We start from the raw sequence: 20,832 nt of genomic DNA on the forward strand, positions 1-20,832 counted from the left end.
AATTTAGGCTAAACCTGAATTATTTTTTGTCGTCTTTAACTTCTTCGAACTCAGCATCGACAACATCATCAGCAGACGAATCAGTTGATTTTTCAGCTTGTTCGCCTTGGCCTGCTTGTGCCTTAGCTTGAGCAATTTCCATCAACTTAGCAGATGCTTCCATCAGTGCTTGAGTCGCTTTCTCGATAGCTTCTTTGTCGTTACCTTTACTTGCAGCATCAACATCGGCCATCGCTGCTTCAATTTTCTCTTTGTCTTCGCTTGGTAGCGCATCACCTGCTTCTTCGATCTGCTTCTTGGTCGCATGTACCATGCCATCGGCTTGGTTACGGGCGGTTACAAGCGCTTCGAATTTAGCATCTTCGTCTGCGTGTGCTTCAGCATCACGAACCATAGCTTCAACTTCTTCTTCACTTAGACCAGAAGAGGCTTTAATAGTGATAGCCTGTGCTTTACCTGTCTTCTTGTCAGTCGCAGACACATGCAAGATACCATCAGCATCGATATCGAACGCCACTTCAATTTGTGGCATACCGCGTGGTGCAGGCTCGATACCTTCTAGGTTAAATTGACCTAGAGACTTGTTGGCACTTGACTGCTTACGCTCACCTTGAAGTACGTGAATCGTCACCGCACTTTGGTTGTCATCTGCTGTAGAGAAGGTTTGACTCGCCTTAGTTGGGATAGTCGTGTTCTTCTCAATTAGCTTAGTCATTACACTACCCATGGTTTCGATACCAAGAGAAAGTGGTGTAACGTCTAGCAATAGTACGTCTTTTACGTCACCAGAAAGTACACCAGCTTGAACTGCTGCACCGATAGCTACCGCTTCGTCTGGGTTAACGTCTTGGCGGATCTCTTTACCAAAGAAGGCAGAAACTTCTGCGCGTACTTTAGGCATACGAGTCTGACCACCAACCAAAATCACTTCGTTTACATCTGATACTGTTAGATCAGCGTCAGCTAAAGCCACTTTTAGAGGCTCAAGTGTACGAGCAATCAAATCTTCAACCAGTGACTCAAGTTTAGCGCGAGTGATCTTAACCACTAAGTGTTTAGGACCTGTCGCATCTGCCGTGATATAAGGCAAGTTAACTTCAGTCTGTGTGGTGCTAGAAAGTTCAATCTTCGCTTTTTCAGCAGCTTCTTTTAGACGCTGCATTGCTAGCGGATCGTTACGTAGATCGATTGACTGCTCTTTCTTGAACTCATCAGCTAGGTAGTTGATTAGACGGTTGTCAAAATCTTCACCACCTAAGTGAGTGTCACCGTTTGTGGCCAGTACTTCGAATGTTTGCTCGCCATCTACGCTGTCGATTTCGATGATAGAGATATCGAATGTACCACCACCTAAGTCGTATACCGCAACAACGTTATCGCCTTGCTTCTTATCGATACCGTAAGCCAATGCCGCAGCTGTTGGTTCGTTAATAATACGTTTAACTTCAAGACCCGCGATACGGCCAGCATCTTTAGTCGCTTGACGCTGTGAATCGTTAAAGTATGCAGGAACGGTAATTACCGCTTCTGTTACTGGCTCACCTAAAAAGTCTTCGGCAGTTTTCTTCATCTTCTTCAGAATTTCTGCAGACACTTGTGGTGGCGCCATTTTTTTACCGTGCGCTTCAACCCATGCATCACCGTTGTCAGCACCGATGATCTTAAATGGCATGATGTCTACATCGCGCTGTACTTCGTCATCTTTAAAACGACGACCAATAAGACGCTTAATCGCAAAGAAGGTGTTCTTTGGGTTTGTTACCGCTTGGCGCTTAGCTGGCTGACCCACTAATACTTCTTCACCTGTGTAAGCGATGATTGAAGGAGTCGTGCGATCGCCCTCTGCGTTTTCAATTACGCGAGCCTTGCCACCATCTAATACTGCAACACAAGAGTTGGTTGTACCTAAATCGATACCAATAATTTTACCCATGGAGTCCTCCAATAAAAACTTTTAACGAATGCTAAATTTGTCATCTGATTCAGATATGGGGATAGGCGTCGTGATTTTCAAGCCTTACTATCCAAACCAATATCTTTCCTTAACACCCTATATTGGGCCGCCTGAGATGATTACAAGGGTTAAAAATATAAAAATTAGCTTAATTGAACATTTTTTTGGCTGAAAGTCAGTTCAATAACCGGCCTTATAGGTATAATGTATACAATTAGTAATCCAAACAGCCCACAATAGCCATGCTCTATGGCCATTTCAGTTAACGAGATAAGTCAGTGAAATCATCTAATCAAGCCTACTTCTATGCCATTGGTGCCATATTACTCTGGTTCACCGTCGCCACCGCATTTAAGTTAGCCTTGAGCCACTTTACGCCATTGCAGTTGGTGTTTATTGCCGTCTCCAGCTCCATTGTGGCACTGACTGTCATCCTGCTAATTATGGGCAAATTTCACCTAATTCAACGCCAATGGGCTCGCCGCCCTTGGTTTTATTTACAAAGTGGGCTGCTCAATCCGTTTCTCTATTATTTGGTGCTGTTTAAGGCCTATGACTTATTACCGGCGCAGCAGGCGCTGTCGCTCAATTACACTTGGGCCATTCTATTGCCGTTATTATCGGTGCCGCTACTCAAACAAAAGCTACGCAAAAGCGATCTCACCGCGGCGCTTATCGCCTATCTAGGGGTGTTTATTATCGCCACCAATGGTCATATTACCGATATCCACTTTGATAGCGCAGCTGGAGTCATGCTCGCACTGACCAGCACCGTACTTTGGTGTCTTTATTGGATAATCAACACCAAAGACAGTGGCGACCCTGTGGTTAGCTTGCTACTCAGTTTTTTAATGGGCTTGCCTTTTATTGTGGTGACATTGCTACTGACCGAATCGCTGCCCACTTGGAACGCCAACGCCTTTGGCGCTGCGGTTTATGTGGGGTTGTTTGAGATGGGTGTGACCTTTGTTCTGTGGTTAGTGGCCCTGAAAAAAGCCGACCGCACTGCCAGCATGAGCACGTTAGTGTTTATCACACCAGTATTATCGGTGGGCTTTATCGCTTGGATATTACAAGAAACCATTACCCGCTCGACCTTCATCGGCCTCGGGTTAATTTTATCGGCACTGGCACTGCAGCAGTTATTACCACAGCTAAAACGGCGTCCGCCCAAAGCCCCGCTATCTCCAGGGCTATAGTCTATTGGGCTATAAGATGCCCTTCCCCAATTGAGACTAGCGATTAGGTGCTCGGAAGCCATTTTATTTTGTCGTACAAAATAAAATGGCTGCACTGAACAACAGCCCAGCACAGACACCTTTAAACATAAAAAAGAGAAAGCATTAGGGAATAGCTGCTTTCTCTTTAAGCCGTGTTAGTTTTACAGGCGTTGACTCAAGTCAACGCCATTAGCGACGGGCGGTATAATCCCCAACCCCTATCCACTTATAGGTGGTTAAGGCTTCAAGCCCCATCGGGCCCCGCGCATGCAATTTTTGCGTCGACACCGCTACTTCGGCACCAAGCCCAAATTGACCGCCATCGGTAAAGCGCGTGCTGGCATTGACGTATACCGCAGAGGCATCGACCTGATTAACAAAGTAGGCGGCGGCGTGGATATTGTCAGTTAATATCCCCTCAGAATGACCACTGGAATAATGACGAATATGGGCAATCGCGGCGTCAATATCATCGACCACCTTAATGCCTAATGTGAGTGCTAACCACTCCTGTGCATAGCTGTCCTCAGTGGCATCATGCATATCCACAGCTAAACCATCAGCCAAGGTTTTGGCCTGCGGACAGGCATAAAAGCTCACGCCTAAATCGGCCAATTGACGATACAGTTTAGGCAGCAACTGGCCAGCGATGTCTCGATGCACTAGCGCGGTATCGAGCGCATTACACACGGTAGGACGCTGCACCTTAGCGTTGGCGATCACGACTATCGCCTTGTCGATATCGACCTCTTTGTCTGCATACAGGTGGCAAATCCCTATCCCGCCCAATATCACGGGGATAGTCGCTTGCTCGGCGCATAAGCGCTGCAGATGTTGGCCACCACGGGGCACTATCATGTCGATATAATTATCGAGCTTTAACAGTCCCGTCACTAAGGCACGGTCGGGGCTTTGGATCAACTGCACCGCATCGGCTGGTAGCTCTTGCGCGGTTATGGCCTCACGAATCGCATCACTGAGTGCCACATTTGACAGCAATGTCTCTTTACCACCACGCAAGATAACGGCATTGCCGGTCTTTAGGGCCAACACTGCGATATCGACGGTGACATTTGGGCGCGCCTCATAAATCACCCCAACCACCCCTAATGGCACGCGGCGACGCGACAAACGCAGCCCGTTATCGAGCAACTGACTTTCTAGCTCGGTCCCGACAGGATCGGCAAGGCGTATCACATTGTCGATATCGGCTATGACATTATTAAGCCGGTCCTTATCAAGCAGCAAACGGTCGATCATCGCATCATTAAGGCCGCTGGCACGTGCGTTAGCCACGTCTTGCTGATTGGCCGCGATAATGGTGTCGCTACGGGCGGTTAACGTGGTCGCGATGGCGCTCAGTAGCTGCTGTTTCTGCTCACCACTGAGATTGGCCAGTGCATAGCTTGCCTGCTTTGCTTGCTGACCGAGTGTCTGCAAGTAGGCTTGATGATGTTCAATCACACCCTTACTCCTAAAGTTATCTCAGCTGTTACTGAAATGATTAATATTATGTACTTTTACAGCACCACCATATCGTTACGGTGTACAACGGCAGCGCCATAATCGTAGCCAAGGATAGAATCGATTTCATCAGAGTGCTTGCCGGCAATGGCCAGCAGATCCTTAGCACTGTAACGAGTCATGCCCCTTGCATATTCGCGGCCCAACTCGTCCACCAGCTGCAAGGTCGCACCACGCTCAAATTGGCCACTGACGCTGACAATACCTTTTGACAGTAGGCTGCGACCTTTTTGGGTAACAGCCACAATCGCGCCACTATCGAGTACTAATTTACCTTTAGTGGCAGGTCCTGCTAAGATCCATTGCTTACGGCTTTCAAGCGGGTTTTCTAGCGCGGTAAAGTGCGTACCCACCGCCTCTTTACATACCGCATCTTGGATGACCCTTGGTCTATGGCCTGATGCTATAACCACTTCAATACCGGCGCGGCGCGCGATATCGGCAGCCTGCAACTTGGTCGCCATGCCGCCAGTACCTAAACCAGATACGGCTCCGCCAGCAAGCCGCCGTAAACTGTCATCAATATTAACCACCTGTTTAATCAACTTGGCATCAGGATTAGCGCGAGGATCGGCATCGAACAACCCTTTTTGGTCGGTTAATAAAATCAGAAGGTCGGCATCACACAATAGCGCCGCCCGAGCCGATAAATTATCGTTATCGCCCACTTTTATCTCGTTGGTCGCCACCGCATCATTTTCATTAATGATAGGAATGATGCCATTGGCTAATAATGCATTAAGCGAGTCTCTCGCATTGAGATAGCGTTCTCTGTCATGCAGATCGGCGCGGGTCAGCAACATCTGCCCGACATGCAACCCATAAATGCTAAACAGTTGTGACCACGCCAGAATCAGTTGTCCTTGCCCCACTGCGGCCAATAGTTGCTTATTGGCCACGGTATCGGGCAGGCTGGGGTAACCTAAATGTTCGCGCCCAGCGGCTATGGCACCCGAAGTACACAATACCACTTCAACACCAGACTTCATTAAGCTTGCCATCTGGCGTGCCAGCTCAACCATATGCGCCTTATCTAACTGTCTAGAGCCAGATGTCAGCACACTGGTACCCAATTTCACCACCACACGGCGGTAACCAATCTCACTTAAGTTCATTTTTATAAGGGAAGAAAAAACCGAAGTTAAGGTTATACCCAATCCCTTGCGAAATTGGTAGTGAACAAGGTAAAAGTTTAGCGCTATATCGACATGGGTAAATCAGCCCCAATAAAAAGGGCCATACTGCGTATGACCCTTAATGACATTGCGGTAAATAAACTAGTTAACCTATCACCATAGCGTGCTTAAATGCCGATGAATAACACCCACGCCATTAATATTCAGCATTAGCCGTAGATAAACTTAGCTAAAAATAGAACGGCTAATACCGCCACGCCTAGGCTCAAATCTTTATAACGACCACTCAGTAGCTTAATCGCCGCATAGGCAACAAACCCCATGGCAATACCCGTTGCAATCGAGAAGGTCAGCGGCATTAAGATGCATACCACCACCACTGGGGCCGCTTCGGTTAAGTCATCCCAATCAACATGCATTAGGCCCGACATCATTAAGATAGCCACATAAAACAAAGTGCCTGCGGTGGCATAGGCTGGCACCATACCGGCCAGCGGCGAGATAAACAGCGATAATAAAAACATTACCCCAACCACCACGGCGGTGAGTCCAGTACGGCCACCGGCACTGACACCTGCGGTACTTTCAATGTAACTTGTGGTTGTTGAGGTGCCTAACATGGCACCAGCAATGGTCGCTGTGCTGTCGGCAGTCAGCGCGCGGTTCAATCTAGGCAACCGGCCTTTATCATCCAGAAACCCACCACGATGGGCAACAGCCACTAAGGTGCCAGAGGTATCGAACAGATCGACAAACAAGAAGGCAAACACAACCGAGAGCATGCTGATCTCTAGGACACTAGAGAGGTCCATTTGCATAAAGGTCGGTGCAATAGAGGGTGGCATCGCCATCAGGCCATTATATTGCACATCGCCAAATAATACCCCCAGCACGGTGATCGACAGAATGCTGACGATAACGGCCGATTTCATGCCGCGATGTACCATGGCGATGATCATAAAAAAGCCCAGCACCGCCATCACAGCAGGAAATGCCGTCACATCCCCCATACTGACCAAGGTCGCGGGGTTCGCCACAACAATACCGGCACTCTTTAGCCCAATTAACGCCAAAAACAGGCCTATGCCCGCCGCAATACCTAAACGCAGCGACATAGGAATACTGTTAACAATCCACTCGCGAATTTTGACTAAAGACAACACGAGAAAACAGACGCCAGACAGAAACACTGCACCTAGTGCCGTTTCCCAGCTATAACCCATTTCACCGACAACTGTGTAGGTAAAAAAGGCATTGAGCCCCATGCCTGGTGCTAATGCTATGGGGTAATTAGCCACTATCCCCATAATTAAACAGCCAATGGCGGCCGCAAGACAGGTCGCCACAAATACTGCGCCGTGATCCATGCCGGCATCAGCAAGCATCATAGGGTTAACGAAAATGATGTAGGCCATGGTTAAAAAAGTGGTTAATCCGGCCACCACTTCTTGCTTCAAACTAGTTTGATGTGCTTTTAATTTGAATAATTTTTCTAACATGGAACAAGGTTCCTTGAATAATAAGTCATTGTAGGGGTTAGTAATATCACCAGAGCACTGGGATATCGCGCGCCGATTATACTCGACAATGCCCCAATAACAGTCAATCAGAGAGTAACAAGATGCAGAACACTGAATTTTAGGCAAAAAAAAGCCTGCTCAAAGAGCAGGCAAGACATGTATCAAGTGTTCCTAACGGAAAAGAGTTACCGCGCTAGCGGATGACACTGACATATCATTCATGGGTCAATATGAACAATATGCAACTTGAGTCTAAAATTCCCCAATATTGGGGTAAGGTTGATGGATGATGCAACTACTTGCTATCAAGTGAACTAGGTTCAATTGATAAAGGGGTAGTTAACCCTTAAAGGACATAGCAAACAATCCGCCACGCAGAGCATCAGTGTTAAACCAAGTATTCTGCCAATAAACGTATTGCATTCCTGTATAAGACATAGTCAAAACTCCTAACAAAGTTGAATAAATGAAACTTGATATTAGTCGCTCAAATAGGGCGATATACCGCAGAGTCAACTTGTCGCTCGATTCCTTGGAGAATTATCCATCCTGGATAGACTTATGTTGGATGGCCTGTGCCAATCAACGAGGCTATTATAGCTAAAACCGTAATTTTATTACAACCCTTTATGGCATTTTTTTGTAAAAAAGGCTGTTTTTGTAGTTTTAATACAACAAAGCAACTTTGATGGCTCATTAGGATCACACTTTTCGGCATTTTTTGAACTAAAAGCGACAAGAGGCAAGCCTAAGCCTGCCTCCGTCATATAAGCTGGCTTAGCATTAAAAATGCTAAGCTCATTCTAAACACCAGCTCAATGCTCCCCTGCTATTGCGCCAGTTACCCGACTCTACGTTAATCGATGCCCACATCAAGTGAGCGCGAGTGCCATTGTCGCAAACACATTATTCATCGACACACATATACTGAAACAGACTCACTAAAGGAGCCGCCGTCGGTTTACCATAGAGTGGCGAGCCTTCAATGGCACTGCCTGCAATATCCACATGGGTATAAGCCAGCGGTTTGTCACTCATTAAGCCGTGGGCTTCTAATCCTGAAGCTTTAAGTAAAAATGCAGCAGGGTATTGATGACCACGAGCCGTGACCGAAGAAGGCGCATTATTGGATGACACAATATCGGCCGCCGCAGAGGGATCGATAAGCATCTTATAATCTTCACGGCGCAAACGAGACACCTCGATGGGCTCTGCCCACGCTTCACTCACCTCTTGCATCTGCTCTGCCACGCGCTGCGAACGCGCCACGGCATTTTCAACTACAGCAGTATAATTGCCATAACAGCGCACCACATGCCCTGTTAGGGTTGCGACCGAAAACAGCTGCGGCGCCACCGCATTAGCAGCCTTGATACGTAAATGCGACAAGAGATCGGCCAAGACTAAACGTCCTTCGGCATCGGTATTACCGATGCGCACGCGCACGCCCGCATGGCTACTGATGATCTCATCGGTAACAAAGGCTTCACTACCAATACTATTGCGCACCAATCCAAGCTCGGCAACGACGCGTATTCCCTTTGGCTTGAGTATGGCCAAGGTTTTCATCAGCCCGGCAATCGCTGCGGCCCCGCCTTTATCACGGCTCATGCCCGCCATGCCGCCACCAACCTTAATATCGGCGCCACCAGTGTCGTACACCACCCCTTTACCGGCAAAAAAGTAACTGCGGGTGATCTCGTCATCGGCACAATATTCCACCTTAACTACCCTAGGTTGATGGCGCGATACCGCAAAAGAGGAGCGCCCAACGGCGCTCAGCAGAGGATAATCACGCTCAAGCACATCCCGGTCTTCAATTACGCTCACGCTTAAGCCCGAATCTTGATACGCCTCGAGGCAATACTGTGCAAACGCGGGGGCCGACATCCGCTCGGGCTCGGTACCGCACAGATCTCGCGCAAGATGGCGCCCAGCTTCGATGGCATTAAGTACCTTGGCCTGCACATCACTAACCAATAAACCAACAGTGTCGATACCATCGGTGAGTGCTACCGCTTCACGCAGCTCTAATGCTTGCCACAGCTCTTGGCCACAAGCCAAAGCCGCAACAGCAAGTGATTGACGATATTGGTGGGCGTTACTCGGTGAAATAATCAATAGTGGCTTACGAGCCCCAGCATCTTTAGCCAGCGCAATGCCTTGACGGGCAGCGTCGGCGTAAATACGCACATCTTCAACATCCTTGTCATGACCCAGTACTGGCGCGACGATTAAACGCCCGCCAGCCAAACCGGGCGCAAATAATAAGGTGGCACTAAGCCCTACTCGCGCATCGACATTAGCGCCATGGCGCGCCAATAAACTGATTTCGTCGATACCTATAGCATCGATACTTGGCGTTACCACGATAAGTGCATCCCAGCCTGCACCTTCAAAAATGGCATCATTATCTTGTACATCAACAAACGTTATTGGATTCATATCCATTCCCTATGCTTGTGAACTCGATACCGCTCTGCGGCGGATCATCGTAGTCAGATTGTTGTGGTATTATTCACTTTATGTAGCGATAAAGCCAAGTCAAATCAGAACTATTGTTAATCTATCTGGCAACTTTGTATGACAGTTATCACAGGCAAAATCGACTTTAATCAACCCGAGTAAAATCCCCCTATGATAGACTGTGGCCAATTTTGACCTCAAAGACCTATATTAAAGAATGAAAGAGGAGTTTGTCCGTGAGCACATTAAGTCAATTGCAACCTCAAGCCTTGTGGCAGTGGTTTGAACAGATCTGCGCCATTCCCCACCCATCAAAGCATGAGCAAGCGTTAAGTCAGTTTATTCAGCAGTGGGCCAAAGAGCAGCAGCTCAGCGTTATCGAAGATAAAGTTGGCAACCTGATCATTAAAAAACCCGCCACACCAGGCATGGAAAACCGTAAAGTCGTCGCCCTGCAAGCCCATATCGATATGGTGCCGCAAAAAAATGCCGACAAAGAACATGACTTTGAAAAAGATCCTATCGAAGCTTATGTCGATGGTGATTGGGTAAAAGCCAGAGGCACAACCTTAGGCTCAGACAACGGTATCGGCATGGCGTCGGCCTTGGCTATTCTGGGCAGCAATGATATTGCTCACGGCCCATTAGAAGTGCTACTGACCATAGATGAAGAAGCAGGCATGACCGGTGCATTTGGGTTAGAAGCAGGTTATCTTGATGCTGAGATCTTGATCAACACCGACTCGGAGCAAGAGGGTGAGATCTATATGGGCTGCGCCGGTGGCGTTGATGCTCAAATCAATGTGCCTATGGTATGGCAAGCGCCAGAGCCGTCAAACGCGACCTACACTCTGTCGATTTCAGGTCTCAAAGGCGGGCACTCAGGTGTTAACATTCATTTAGGCCGCGGCAATGCCAACAAGCTTCTGGCCCGTTTTTTATTTAATCACGCCGATGAGTTAGCACTTGAACTGACCAACTTTACTGGCGGCTCGCTGCGTAATGCCATCCCCCGCGAGGCAAGCGTCAGCTTTATGCTGCCCAGTGAAAATGTGGCGCGCCTAAATGAGTTAATGCAAGAGTTTACCGCTCTCGTTCGACAAGAGTTAGCCATTGCCGACCCAGATATGCAGTTAACCCTGCAAGAGGCTCCAGCGGCGAAACAGGTAATGAGTGAAGATGCGCAGCAAACGCTTATCGATCTGCTGCATGCATGCCCTAATGGCGTGATGCGCATGAGCGATGAGATAGCAGGCGTAACAGAAACCTCGTTAAACGTTGGCGTGATCTCAACCGAAGCAGAATCAGTCAATATTCTTTGTTTAATTCGCTCGCTTATCGATTCTGGTCGTAAAGAAGTGGAAGGCAACCTAACAGCACTGAGCAACTTAGCGGGCGCAGAGGTGGAGTTTAGCGGTGCTTACCCCGGCTGGAAGCCAGACAGCAGCTCCCCAGTGATGGCGATTGTCAAAGACACCTATGAGGCAATTTACCATAAAGAGCCAACCATTATGGTGATCCACGCCGGGCTTGAGTGTGGCTTGTTTAAGAAGCCTTACCCTGAGATGGATATGGTCTCCATTGGCCCCACCATCCGCTATCCTCACAGCCCAGATGAGATGGTATTGATTGAGACCGTCGATCAATACTGGAAGCTGCTTCTAGCCGTACTCGAACGTATTCCAGCCAAAGCCTAAGCGGCGATACATCAAAAAGGCGCCTATGAGTCATCATAGGCGCTCTACGATTTCATCCATGAAATCGAAGGCCTCAGCCGCACCTACACCGAGTTATCACTCTCTTCGATTTGACCCTGTAAGAAAGTGTTGGACAAAAGTGTGTTGGCCTTCGAATGAAGGTGTTGGCATTTTTGGATTTTGCATTTGGCTGAGTTAGTGTTGGTAGAGTGTCTTTGAAATTTGTATCTTCACTGTTATCAATCGCCTGTCCGGCAGGGAGTGTGTAGATACTGCTGCTACACGCCGTGAATCCATCCGTGGAGGCTCGACGATGGCATCCCTGCCATCAACGTCCGCAGCCGCATCTACACTGGGTTATTCTGTCTCTTCGATTTTGCTTCATTTCGTGCGAGTAGCTAGTTAAAAAGCTAACTAGGTTTTGGACAAAAATCGTTTAGTTCTTAGGCTCTAAATTATACGATTCACATTATCATTAGTAATGACGATCTTAAGAAAGCAGGATTGTATTCACTGAGAGATGGATGGATCGCGGTTCACTATCCGAACCAGAAAACAGGTTAGGCGTTCTAAATGAACCGCCCTCGGCTCTGGCATCCTGCTTCGCCCTATCTCCTAAATCCATTTAGTCGTGTGCGGAGCCGCATGCAGGGTGGTGTGGGGCTGGAGGCTAGATACCTCCGGCTACCCGATTATGCCACTTCGTTCTTCAATTTCTCATATGAGTCGTTAATTCGTTGCATCATAGGTTTGCTTCCACCTTTATCTGGATGATGTATCGATGCTAGGCTTTTATAACGCTTTCTAAGTTCTTGGCTACTGGGTAACGATTCATACCCAAGAATATCGCGTTCAGTTAAGGTGCAGTTAGATTCAAGCAATTGACTTCTCAAATTGGTATTTTCCTGAGTCAGAAAATCGATATCCCTCTCAGCCTTACTAAGTAACGATTTCAGTTCATTTATTCGGTTGTTAGCTTTACGGATAGTTTCATTCGCTTTGTCTAACAAAGAGTTCTCACTTTCTTTGCTTTCTCGTTTAGAGCCTGACTCTAAATATCCCAGCTTAGCTAATACGTATGTAGCCCTTTCTCTTTCGGTATCGTTGTAATAATCAGTGTGGAGACGGCTTAACATTAACTTAGCAGTTTTGACTGAAAGCTCCTCACTACCTTCAAACAAAACTGCTCTCTGCTCAGCATGAGAAGACGAAAAAATATCAAACATGATCAAAGTAACTCACAAAAAACATAGGGTAATAATAACAAGTAAGTTGTCGAAGATATACTTACAGTGGCATAACGCCAGCCAGCATGCGCGGCTACGGAATGGAGGCGAAGCCGCAATGCAGTGGGCGTCGCGTGCCTGGCCTTGTTATATATGATTTCCACTTCAGTGGCTTCCCAGTAACAATTGAAATGTCTCGGGAAGCTGAGGTAACCCGACGGCAATAGTAATGGAAGAAGCCACTGAAGCCAGGACGTCAACTATGGTTCGGCCAATGTCAGTATTAGTGAGCGCATGTCGGTACTCGGCATCAAAGAACGCGTGGCCAAGCGTAACTTCCATGGCATCCAAGATCGGCGCGGCACCAGAGATTCGGTATTCATCAATCGCGACAATAATTCTCTGAAGTCCCCTAACGAGGTAGTTTTTTATTTCATCAGGAAAATTACTCTCCAAAACGTCTTTAAGAACGCCGTCGATTTTATCTCGCGTGTCTTGCAGAGTATTTTCGTTTAGAACAAGAAGTGAGCCACCCATAGAACAAGAAGTGAGCCACCCATAGTTAATTAATAACATAGCACCATTATTTGCAGATTACTCCTATGCTGCCCATGATAGGCATCATAAATGAGAAAACGCATTGAGATGGCTGCGAGCGGAGCATCAGATAGGTTGGATTTGATAGAAAAAAGACAAAAAGGCAGAGTTTAAGGCATCACAAATTGACCTGAGTGACAGGCCAAGTGCAAAAGGGCGAGACGACTAAATACTAGCTAAATTGCAGATGCTGACAACTGCTTGCAAAGTGCCTTCGTCGTTTTTCTAGGTGGGTATAATAATCATCAAGCTCTTGCACTGAGCCAACAGGCCCTCTAAAAAGTTTGCCAAAATCAGTCGTTAATTTTAGCCAGTTTTCGGCGGGGAGATTAAGCCTTTGTAAGATATTTTCAGCACTTTTAGAAATAGCGCCTCGTTTATCTTCTCGGATAACTCTTCCGGTTTCATCCACCAACTCAAGGTAATCTTTAAAGCTGAACGCTATGCCTTTCGGTTGTTGTGCTCGCTCATTGCCAATAAACGCCAAAAGATGCTTAGGCTGCTCACCTTTCAGTGCAGCATTAACACGTAATTGGATACTGGTGTAGTCACTGTGCTCTGGAGTACTGGCCATCTTGGCTCTAACAGGGTTTAACTCAACATACGCCATACAAGCTAACAGTGCCGCTTCATCAAGTAAGGCCTGGCTTTTAAAGCGCCCCTCCCAAAAATGTCCTGTGCAGTTATCCTCCATGTTGGCTTGCCTAGCGATGGGCTCATTGAGGCAGCGCATAAACCAACTGATATCACTGAGCCTTGAACGATATGTGGCAATAAGGTGTTTTAACTGGCTAACGTAATGCACTTCAATTAGCTCACCTTTGGCAAAGCGTTGAGTTAGGTCATTACCAGTAAACAACTTATGCCACTGTTCAACCACTTGCCTATCTGACCAGTTATTAGCCGTCTCGATATCGATATGAAGCACTAGGTGAAGATGATTGCTCATGACACAATAGGCCGCTACATCAATGGCAAACACTTCTGACAGCTTGAGTATTTGGGCTTCAACCCAGCCACGGCGATGGTCATAGTTTTTACCCGTGTATTGGTCTTCTCCGCATAAGAACGCACGGCGAACGACGCGGCTACAACAATGATAATAGGGTGTGTCTTCGATACTTATTTGAGTTCTGCGAGGGCGTGGCATAAAAACCTCCTTGTTCAATGCTCAATCAAAGCATAGCCGGAGGTTAACTTCTGCGCCATTAACGATGGATGTCTCAGTCAACTGCCTATGGATGTCTCAGTCAACTGCCTATGAAGCGATTTACCATAAAGAGCCAACCATTATGGTGATCCACGCCGGGCTTGAGTGTGGCTTGTTTAAGAAGCCTTACCCTGAGATGGATATGGTCTCCATTGGCCCCACCATCCGCTATCCTCACAGCCCAGATGAGATGGTATTGATTGAGACCGTCGATCAATACTGGAAGCTGCTTCTAGCCGTACTCGAACGTATTCCAGCAAAAGCCTAAGCGGCGATTCATCAAAAAGGCGCCTATGAGTCATCATAGGCGCCTTTTTTGTCGGCAAACAAAATGTTGCTGTTATGCGGTATTCAACGATATAGGTGTTTACCTAACGAACGCTAGCGTTAACCTTTATTGATTTGAATTGCTTGCAGCATGCCTTTCGTACAGGTACTTCTGAGGCTCGCTGACTTTTTGTTAAACAAGAGCCATCCTTGGGCGCTCTGCGATTTCATCCCTGAAATCGAAGGCCTCAGCCGCACCTACACCCGAGTTCTTAATCTCTTCGATTTGACCTTACTAGTGTCACTCGGACAATCAAAAGTTAAGTTGTTTTTGGACAAAAATATCTTGGCCTTCGAATGAAGGTGTTGGCATTTTTGGATTTTGCATTTGGAAGAGTGAGTGTTGGTAGAGTGTCTTTGAAATTTGTATCTTCACTGTTATCAATCGCCTGTCCGGCAGGGAGTGTGCAGATACTGCTGCTACACGCCGTGAATCCATCCGTGGAGGCTCGACGGTGGCATCCCTGCCATCAACGTCCGCAGCCGCATCTACACTGGGTTATTCTGTCTCTTCGATTTTGCTTCATTTCGTGCGAGTAGCTAGTTAAAAAGCTAACTCGGTTTTGGACATAAACGGCTTAGAGCATTCAGTCTAAGTTAACTGATGCTGATTAGAAAAAGTATCTCAAACCATAATGAAGACCATCCTTAACTATGCAGTGAAGAATCGGATCACGGAAGTCTAGTTAGGATGGTAATAATCAGAAAAGGTGTGCAATCCGTTTTCTTTATCTAGTGTCTATTGTTCTAGGGGCTTACCATTGCATATTTTCAAACAAAAGATGAGGCGACTGACAAACCGAAATTGGGGCGTCAGTATGGGTTATCAATTGTTTAAAGTGCGTCACTCCTTATAAAACAAGAAGGCAAGGCTCGATTAACTACTTTGGCATGGTAATCCCCCCGAAAAATAACAGCTGTTAAAAGTAGAGTTTTCTCGTAAGTTAAACGCAGGAGGTTCTATATGAAAAAGTCGCGGTACACGGATAGTCAAATTATGACGATTTTGAAGCAAGCTGAAGCTGGTACGCCCGCACCTGAGCTTTGCCGAGAGCACGGTATGAGCAGTGCAACGTTTTATAAATGGCGTGCTAAATATGGGGGAATGGATGCATCACTCATGGCTCGGATGAAAGAGCTAGAAGATGAAAATAGGCGACTTAAAAAAATGTACGCAGAAGAGCGTCTTAAAGCTGAAATCATTCAGGAAGCTATGGCAAAAAAGTGGTAAAGCCCTGTGAGCGAAGAGAACTCGCTCAGTTTGCGGTGGCTAACCACAACATCAGTATTAGTAAGGCCTGCTCGGCTTTCTTTATCAGTGAGACATGCTTTCGTTATCAAGCAAAATTATCGGCGGAAAATACACAGATTTCAAATTGGCTAATTAAGCTGACCGAAGATGAAAGTGATTGGGGCTTCGGTCTGTGCTTCGATTATTTACGTAATGTAAAAGGCAAGCCATGGAATCATAAGCGAGTGTACCGAATTTACTGTGAGCTAGCGCTGAACCTGCGTATTCGTCCAAGACGTCGACTCAAACGAAATGCACCGGAACCACTAAAAGAGCCGATAAAACCTAACCAAGTATGGTCTGTCGACTTTATGCATGACCAGTTATCAGATGGTCGAAATTACCGATTATTTAATGTCATAGATGATTATCGGCGTGAAGCTTTAGTGATTGAACCAGGATTTTCACTTCCTGCTGTAAGGGTTATTAGAGCGCTAGAGCAGGTATTTGAGTATCGAGCTAAGCCAACAGTTATTCGCTGTGACAACGGCCCTGAGTTTATCAGTACTGAGTTTACAACGTGGGCTAAATGCCAGAATATTCGAATTGAATATATTCAACCAGGTAATCCACAACAAAACGCTTATATCGAACGACATAACAAAACAATTCGGTACAGTTGGCTCAGCAAGTACCTGTTCGAATCAATTAAAGAGGTGCAGGACTATGCAACTAAGTGGTTATGGTTTTACAATCATGAAAGACCACATAAAGCTAATAACGGCAGGCCACCACTGATGGCTGCCTAACTTCTATTTTTAATTGCAGTTAAAAATGGGAGGATTACCATATTTTTCCTTAGTCACTCGTTTTATATGTTCGTCTTCATTTTCGTTCTCTTTCTTTGAAGCCCCAAAAATTCGATTAAAAAAGAGTCCCGTTCCTAGAGAATACAATCCCTTTTCTTTCCCACCAATCGCATTATTCAACTGAGACTTAAGATCACAATCCAATAAATCGATAGTTGGATTAGAAAGGAAAATATCCCCTATGCGCTGAAGCCTTAGAAGCTGAACTGATAATTTCGCTTGGACAATTGAGTAATGCTCTTCCAATTCACTTTTTGTCAGTTCAGAGAAAACAATTTTATGCCTACCACGAGAAAGATTGAGCAATTCATCACCAGTTTGAATTAAATCACCAAGAATAAAGTAGCTTTCAAAAAGCTCTACAATCTTGTCTTCATGCTTACCATCTCGATATAGTTGAAGTATTTTTGGAAGAGCACTTGTTAAAGCACTGAGAAATTTACCTAAACTATCGAACACATTTCCTCCTTAAAACATAACGCCGCAAGCAGCGGCGAGCGTTAGCGAGTCCAGCACCGAAGGTGCGTTGCTGACTTGCCTTGTTATACGTTTTTGTAGATGTCATGCAATAACTCACCTGACTTCTCGTTTAATTGCACACCACCGAGCGATAAACTAAGGTCGCTTGATGTGCCAACCGCTGATGTCGAACGAACTCCATCTAGAACGCACAGAAAGCCAAACACAGATTCGTGCACGGCTTCAGAAATAATCTCTCCCACCATTTCACGATCACTTGCATTCAGTGACTTGAACCATGCAGATTGGGCAAGTAACCGATTATCGGGATTGCGACCAGGAGGATCATTTAGGTTATCAATTGTGCTGTCTATCGCTGACTGGGACACAACCTCTTTGATTCTTTTTGTGAACTCTACCTTATCCACTGACTCTCCGGTAAAACGTATAACGCTTGCCGTAAACGGCACAAAATAACAGGCTAAAATTTGCGACGAAGGAGCACAAGCCTGCTGTTTTGTGTCCATGGTTTAACGGCTTTGTTAGCACTTGTTCTATCTAAAATTTCTTCGAACACTATTTATGTAGCTTAAATCCGTAGGGCATTGATTGGAGGGCATCATTAAACTTTTAACTCCAAATACTAATCCTGCACCAGCAACACCAGCGACTAAAGGTGTCATACCTATCATTGAAGAAATTCCTGCACTCCCTAAACCAGCACCGGCAATACCAGAGAAATCTTCGTTAATAACATTTCTTAAATGCGTTGTTACTCTTTTAATACCTGAAGCATTTAAAGATTTATCAATATCTTTTAAAGCTAGCTCTAAACGAGAAACTTGAGCGTTTTTAGCTCTAGGTATATCTTTAGAATTCAAGATACTTTCATTTATTTCATCAATGTGACATCGAAATGCTGTAAGTTCATCTCGCCTTTTCTCTTTAAACTCTAAGATTTCTGCCAAAGGAGTATCAGCACTCGGAACTGGAAGCATATCAAAGATTTCAACCTCAACACCAAGACCATTTATTTGTTCAGTGTAAAAGGGAACATCTGAAAGTTGAGCAATTGACCAGCATCCAGGTTCTTCAGTATCATTCTTTCTAAAAGCTGCCTCCTGAGCTTTAATAAAGAATTCCCCTCTGCCAGAGCTTACCCTTCCTTGAAACATAATATGAGTCCTTTTCACGGCGCCAACTTGTAGAAGATACTCAATATCAGGTGAGCTAATATCAATCAACATATTAGATGGATAATCTATCTCATCCCAATATGTTAAATATTTCCTCATTTCAATTGGATCAATATCACCACCACACGAAATACCACCTGTATAAATCGGTTTAAAAGGAGGAGAAACAACAATTCCTTTTTTATTCATACTTACCTCAAGATAGAGTGCTAACGATCTAGTTCACGAGCCGAAGGTCTCGTGTAACGGCTTGTTCTTTACTTTCGGAGAGAGGAGGTTATCGCTACTCAATCCGTGAGTTCATATTCCATGCCCTTGGGGCTGATGTGAGCCCCCTGCGGCGTGAGGGAAGCATCGCTGCTTTACTTGAAGACTCTTGCAGGTCTCTTTGAAAGCTTCGCTTTACGAGCCTTAGCAAGGGCCTTCAAGCTACCATAAATAAGGCGTTTCTTCCATCGCGTTTGGCTCTATCTATGCCTTCGGCTAGACTGAAATATCACTTCTTGTTTGCTAAAAATCGTCTACCGCAGGTCAAGAACAGCTTATTGATTAGCAGCAGGATAACCTCCTGCTTTCTTGTAAGTCTCTTCGTCAAAATATCACTTGTAAGTGTTTGTTGTAAATATATTTTTTAACAAAAAATACAGGTTAAATATGACAATTTAGCAGATAAAAAAGATGCATAGGTGTTTACGAGGTCTGCATAGCACTTTTATATATATTACAAACTATTGATAATAATGAGTTAATGTTTAAAAGTTAGTATTATCGATGCGCCAATCAAACGATTTATGCATCTTTTTCATAGTAATTATCTTAACTTGAACTATAACTGTATATACATACAGTGCGCTAGTGAGGTAACGGTTATGGGGCAATTAACATTTTTGGAGGCTATACGGACAGAGATCAGGGTACGCCATTACAGCTATCAAACAGAAAAATCCTACCTCTATTGGAACCGCTATTTCATTCGACATTGCAATATTCGTCATGGCGCTGATATAACCCCCGCTTTGATTGAACAATTTCTCTGCTTTTTAGCTGTGGAGTGTGAAGTGTCGGCGAGCCCCCAGAAACAGGCCCTATGTGCCATTGTATTTGCTTGTCGCCATGTGTTAAACGTTGAGCCCAATGAGTTACAATTTCCCTATGCAAAAGCCCCTAAACGAATACCGCAGGTATTGTCTAACGAAGAAGCAAAACTGATCATCAGCAATTTGTCAGGCTACCACTATTTAATTGGTGCCATCCTATTTGGCTCAGGCCTAAGATTAAAGGAAGCCCTAAAACTTAGGGTAAAAGATATTGATCTAACCACTAAATCTATCTTTGTGTACCGAGGTAAAGGGCAAAAAGATCGAGTTTGTATGCTACCTAACGGATTGATTGATGCTCTAAAGTCACAAATAAAACAGGTAAAAAAGCTCCACAAGACGGATTTGTCAGATGGCTTTGGACTTGCTTCATTGCCCATCTCTCTCATCAGAAAATACCGCAGTAACGCCTCTAAGTTTCATTGGCAATATATCTTTCCTGCTAGCCGCCGTTGTATGCACCCAAGTGACAACTACGTGTGCAGACACCATATTCATCCAACGGCTTTTTCACGAGTATTAAGGCAAGCTACCACTAACAGTGGTATAGATAAGCGCGTTACCGCCCATACTTTCCGCCATTCATTTGCAACATCTTTATTACTCAAAGGGCATGATATTCGTACCATCCAAGAGTTATTGGGACACAGTGATGTCAAAACAACCGAGATATATACCCATGTGATTGGTGGCCATCATACTGGGGTCATAAGCCCTCTTGATAGTCTTTAAGGCATACTACAAGACAAGTTACTAGGGCCTTATCTTTTGCTTTCCGCATTAGTTAATATAAGGTAAACACAGAAACACAAAGTTCGAATGAGTAATTGTTCTAAATGATAAAGGGGCAAAAGCTTCTTAGCCTTTAACTCACTAGTCGTATCAAATGAAGTCCAATCGAAGAAGCGTTAGAGATAGGTGTAAGCGCGGTTTTGGCCCTTGGCGGCATGGCCAAAAATGTTCCTTACATTTTTTGGCATTCCCTCCATCCATGGAGGTCAGATGCCGCCGTGGAGCGTATAGGGATGGCGCACAACGATATCCCTATCTAAAAGCCAGTTCGACAATCCCTGTCTCTCGTTCATAAGCACGAAGCTATGCTT

Annotated in this window: 15 protein-coding genes and 1 pseudogene; 5 read left to right on the forward strand and 11 right to left on the reverse strand. The window is 45.6% G+C overall.

The genetic code is table 11. The features are described 5' to 3' along the window. Positions 1-19: 19 nt before the first annotated feature. Positions 20-1,933: a molecular chaperone DnaK gene (gene dnaK, locus AC0VXX_RS12740; RefSeq protein WP_475514546.1), complete on the reverse strand. Its 1,914-nt coding sequence runs from the start codon at positions 1,931-1,933 to the stop codon at positions 20-22. 299 nt (positions 1,934-2,232) lie between these two features. Here dnaK and AC0VXX_RS12745 point away from each other — a divergent pair, with 299 nt between their 5' ends. Beyond that, a complete protein-coding gene (locus tag AC0VXX_RS12745; protein WP_475514547.1) occupies positions 2,233-3,153 on the forward strand; it encodes a DMT family transporter in 921 nt (306 codons plus the stop codon). Positions 3,154-3,363: 210 nt separating this feature from the next. On the opposite strand, the gene AC0VXX_RS12750 is transcribed toward AC0VXX_RS12745, so the two are convergent. From AC0VXX_RS12750 to AC0VXX_RS12765, 4 genes are all read right to left on the reverse strand, one after another. Then, the gene (locus tag AC0VXX_RS12750; protein WP_475514548.1) at positions 3,364-4,638 is read right to left on the reverse strand and encodes a glutamate-5-semialdehyde dehydrogenase; all 1,275 of its coding nucleotides are present in this window, start codon (positions 4,636-4,638) and stop codon (positions 3,364-3,366) included. A gap of 56 nt (positions 4,639-4,694) precedes the next feature. Then, on the reverse strand, positions 4,695-5,813 hold the full coding sequence (gene proB, locus AC0VXX_RS12755; protein WP_475514549.1) for a glutamate 5-kinase: 1,119 nt from the start codon (positions 5,811-5,813) through the stop codon (positions 4,695-4,697). A gap of 230 nt (positions 5,814-6,043) precedes the next feature. Continuing rightward, positions 6,044-7,333, reverse strand: a complete 1,290-nt coding sequence (locus AC0VXX_RS12760; protein WP_475514550.1) for an NCS2 family permease — start codon at positions 7,331-7,333, stop codon at positions 6,044-6,046. Positions 7,334-8,260: 927 nt separating this feature from the next. Continuing rightward, positions 8,261-9,799, reverse strand: a complete 1,539-nt coding sequence (locus AC0VXX_RS12765) for a M17 family metallopeptidase (RefSeq protein ID WP_475514551.1) — start codon at positions 9,797-9,799, stop codon at positions 8,261-8,263. Positions 9,800-10,056: 257 nt separating this feature from the next. On the opposite strand from AC0VXX_RS12765, the gene AC0VXX_RS12770 reads away from it, so the two are divergent. Then, positions 10,057-11,517, forward strand: coding sequence for an aminoacyl-histidine dipeptidase (locus tag AC0VXX_RS12770; RefSeq protein WP_475514552.1), 1,461 nt, complete (start codon positions 10,057-10,059; stop codon positions 11,515-11,517). A 692-nt stretch (positions 11,518-12,209) separates the two neighbouring features. On the opposite strand, the gene AC0VXX_RS12775 is transcribed toward AC0VXX_RS12770, so the two are convergent. The 3 genes from AC0VXX_RS12775 to AC0VXX_RS12785 form a co-directional block, all read right to left on the reverse strand. Further along, entirely contained in the window at positions 12,210-12,743 is a 534-nt protein-coding gene (locus tag AC0VXX_RS12775) for a J domain-containing protein (protein ID WP_475514553.1), read from the reverse strand. A gap of 165 nt (positions 12,744-12,908) precedes the next feature. Beyond that, positions 12,909-13,319 carry a hypothetical protein gene (locus AC0VXX_RS12780; RefSeq protein ID WP_475514554.1) on the reverse strand — a complete coding sequence of 137 codons (411 nt, stop codon included), beginning with the start codon at positions 13,317-13,319 and terminating at the stop codon, positions 12,909-12,911. A 193-nt stretch (positions 13,320-13,512) separates the two neighbouring features. Continuing rightward, positions 13,513-14,490 (reverse strand): transposase, encoded by a 978-nt coding sequence (locus tag AC0VXX_RS12785; protein WP_475514555.1) that lies wholly within the window; start codon positions 14,488-14,490, stop codon positions 13,513-13,515. Between the two features lie 109 nt (positions 14,491-14,599). Here AC0VXX_RS12785 and AC0VXX_RS12790 point away from each other — a divergent pair. Beyond that, positions 14,600-14,818 (forward strand): annotated as a pseudogene (locus AC0VXX_RS12790) (cytosol nonspecific dipeptidase); the annotation flags it as partial. A 1,023-nt stretch (positions 14,819-15,841) separates the two neighbouring features. Beyond that, positions 15,842-16,917, forward strand: a protein-coding gene (locus tag AC0VXX_RS12795) for an IS3 family transposase (RefSeq protein ID WP_475514310.1) whose coding sequence is annotated in 2 segments (ribosomal slippage) — positions 15,842-16,094 and positions 16,094-16,917 — 1,077 coding nt in all. Because the reading frame shifts where the segments join, the coding sequence is not laid out codon by codon here. A gap of 9 nt (positions 16,918-16,926) precedes the next feature. On the opposite strand, the gene AC0VXX_RS12800 is transcribed toward AC0VXX_RS12795, so the two are convergent. From AC0VXX_RS12800 to AC0VXX_RS12810, 3 genes are all read right to left on the reverse strand, one after another. Then, entirely contained in the window at positions 16,927-17,436 is a 510-nt protein-coding gene (locus AC0VXX_RS12800; RefSeq protein WP_475514556.1) for a hypothetical protein, read from the reverse strand. 83 nt (positions 17,437-17,519) lie between these two features. Beyond that, positions 17,520-17,963: a hypothetical protein gene (locus AC0VXX_RS12805; protein ID WP_475514557.1), complete on the reverse strand. Its 444-nt coding sequence runs from the start codon at positions 17,961-17,963 to the stop codon at positions 17,520-17,522. A gap of 27 nt (positions 17,964-17,990) precedes the next feature. Then, on the reverse strand, positions 17,991-18,821 hold the full coding sequence (locus tag AC0VXX_RS12810) for a DUF6236 family protein (RefSeq protein ID WP_475514558.1): 831 nt from the start codon (positions 18,819-18,821) through the stop codon (positions 17,991-17,993). Positions 18,822-19,501: 680 nt separating this feature from the next. Between AC0VXX_RS12810 and AC0VXX_RS12815 the strand changes: the two genes are divergently transcribed. Next, positions 19,502-20,461, forward strand: coding sequence for an integron integrase (locus AC0VXX_RS12815; protein WP_475514559.1), 960 nt, complete (start codon positions 19,502-19,504; stop codon positions 20,459-20,461). Positions 20,462-20,832: the final 371 nt, after the last annotated feature.

This window comes from Shewanella sp. QJM3NY_23 (assembly GCF_056173105.1).

What these genes read in the sequence shown, in the direction of transcription:
- AC0VXX_RS12805 (WP_475514557.1), bottom strand. Translation starts at nt 17,963, where the DNA reads ATGGACACAAAACAGCAGGCTTGTGCTCCTTCGTCGCAAATTTTAGCC.
- proB (WP_475514549.1), bottom strand. Translation starts at nt 5,813, where the DNA reads ATGAACTTAAGTGAGATTGGTTACCGCCGTGTGGTGGTGAAATTGGGT.
- AC0VXX_RS12815 (WP_475514559.1), top strand. Translation starts at nt 19,502, where the DNA reads ATGGGGCAATTAACATTTTTGGAGGCTATACGGACAGAGATCAGGGTA.
- AC0VXX_RS12810 (WP_475514558.1), bottom strand. Translation starts at nt 18,821, where the DNA reads ATGAATAAAAAAGGAATTGTTGTTTCTCCTCCTTTTAAACCGATTTAT.
- AC0VXX_RS12765 (WP_475514551.1), bottom strand. Translation starts at nt 9,799, where the DNA reads ATGAATCCAATAACGTTTGTTGATGTACAAGATAATGATGCCATTTTT.
- AC0VXX_RS12760 (WP_475514550.1), bottom strand. Translation starts at nt 7,333, where the DNA reads ATGTTAGAAAAATTATTCAAATTAAAAGCACATCAAACTAGTTTGAAG.
- dnaK (WP_475514546.1), bottom strand. Translation starts at nt 1,933, where the DNA reads ATGGGTAAAATTATTGGTATCGATTTAGGTACAACCAACTCTTGTGTT.
- AC0VXX_RS12780 (WP_475514554.1), bottom strand. Translation starts at nt 13,319, where the DNA reads ATGTTATTAATTAACTATGGGTGGCTCACTTCTTGTTCTATGGGTGGC.
- AC0VXX_RS12775 (WP_475514553.1), bottom strand. Translation starts at nt 12,743, where the DNA reads ATGTTTGATATTTTTTCGTCTTCTCATGCTGAGCAGAGAGCAGTTTTG.
- AC0VXX_RS12785 (WP_475514555.1), bottom strand. Translation starts at nt 14,490, where the DNA reads ATGCCACGCCCTCGCAGAACTCAAATAAGTATCGAAGACACACCCTAT.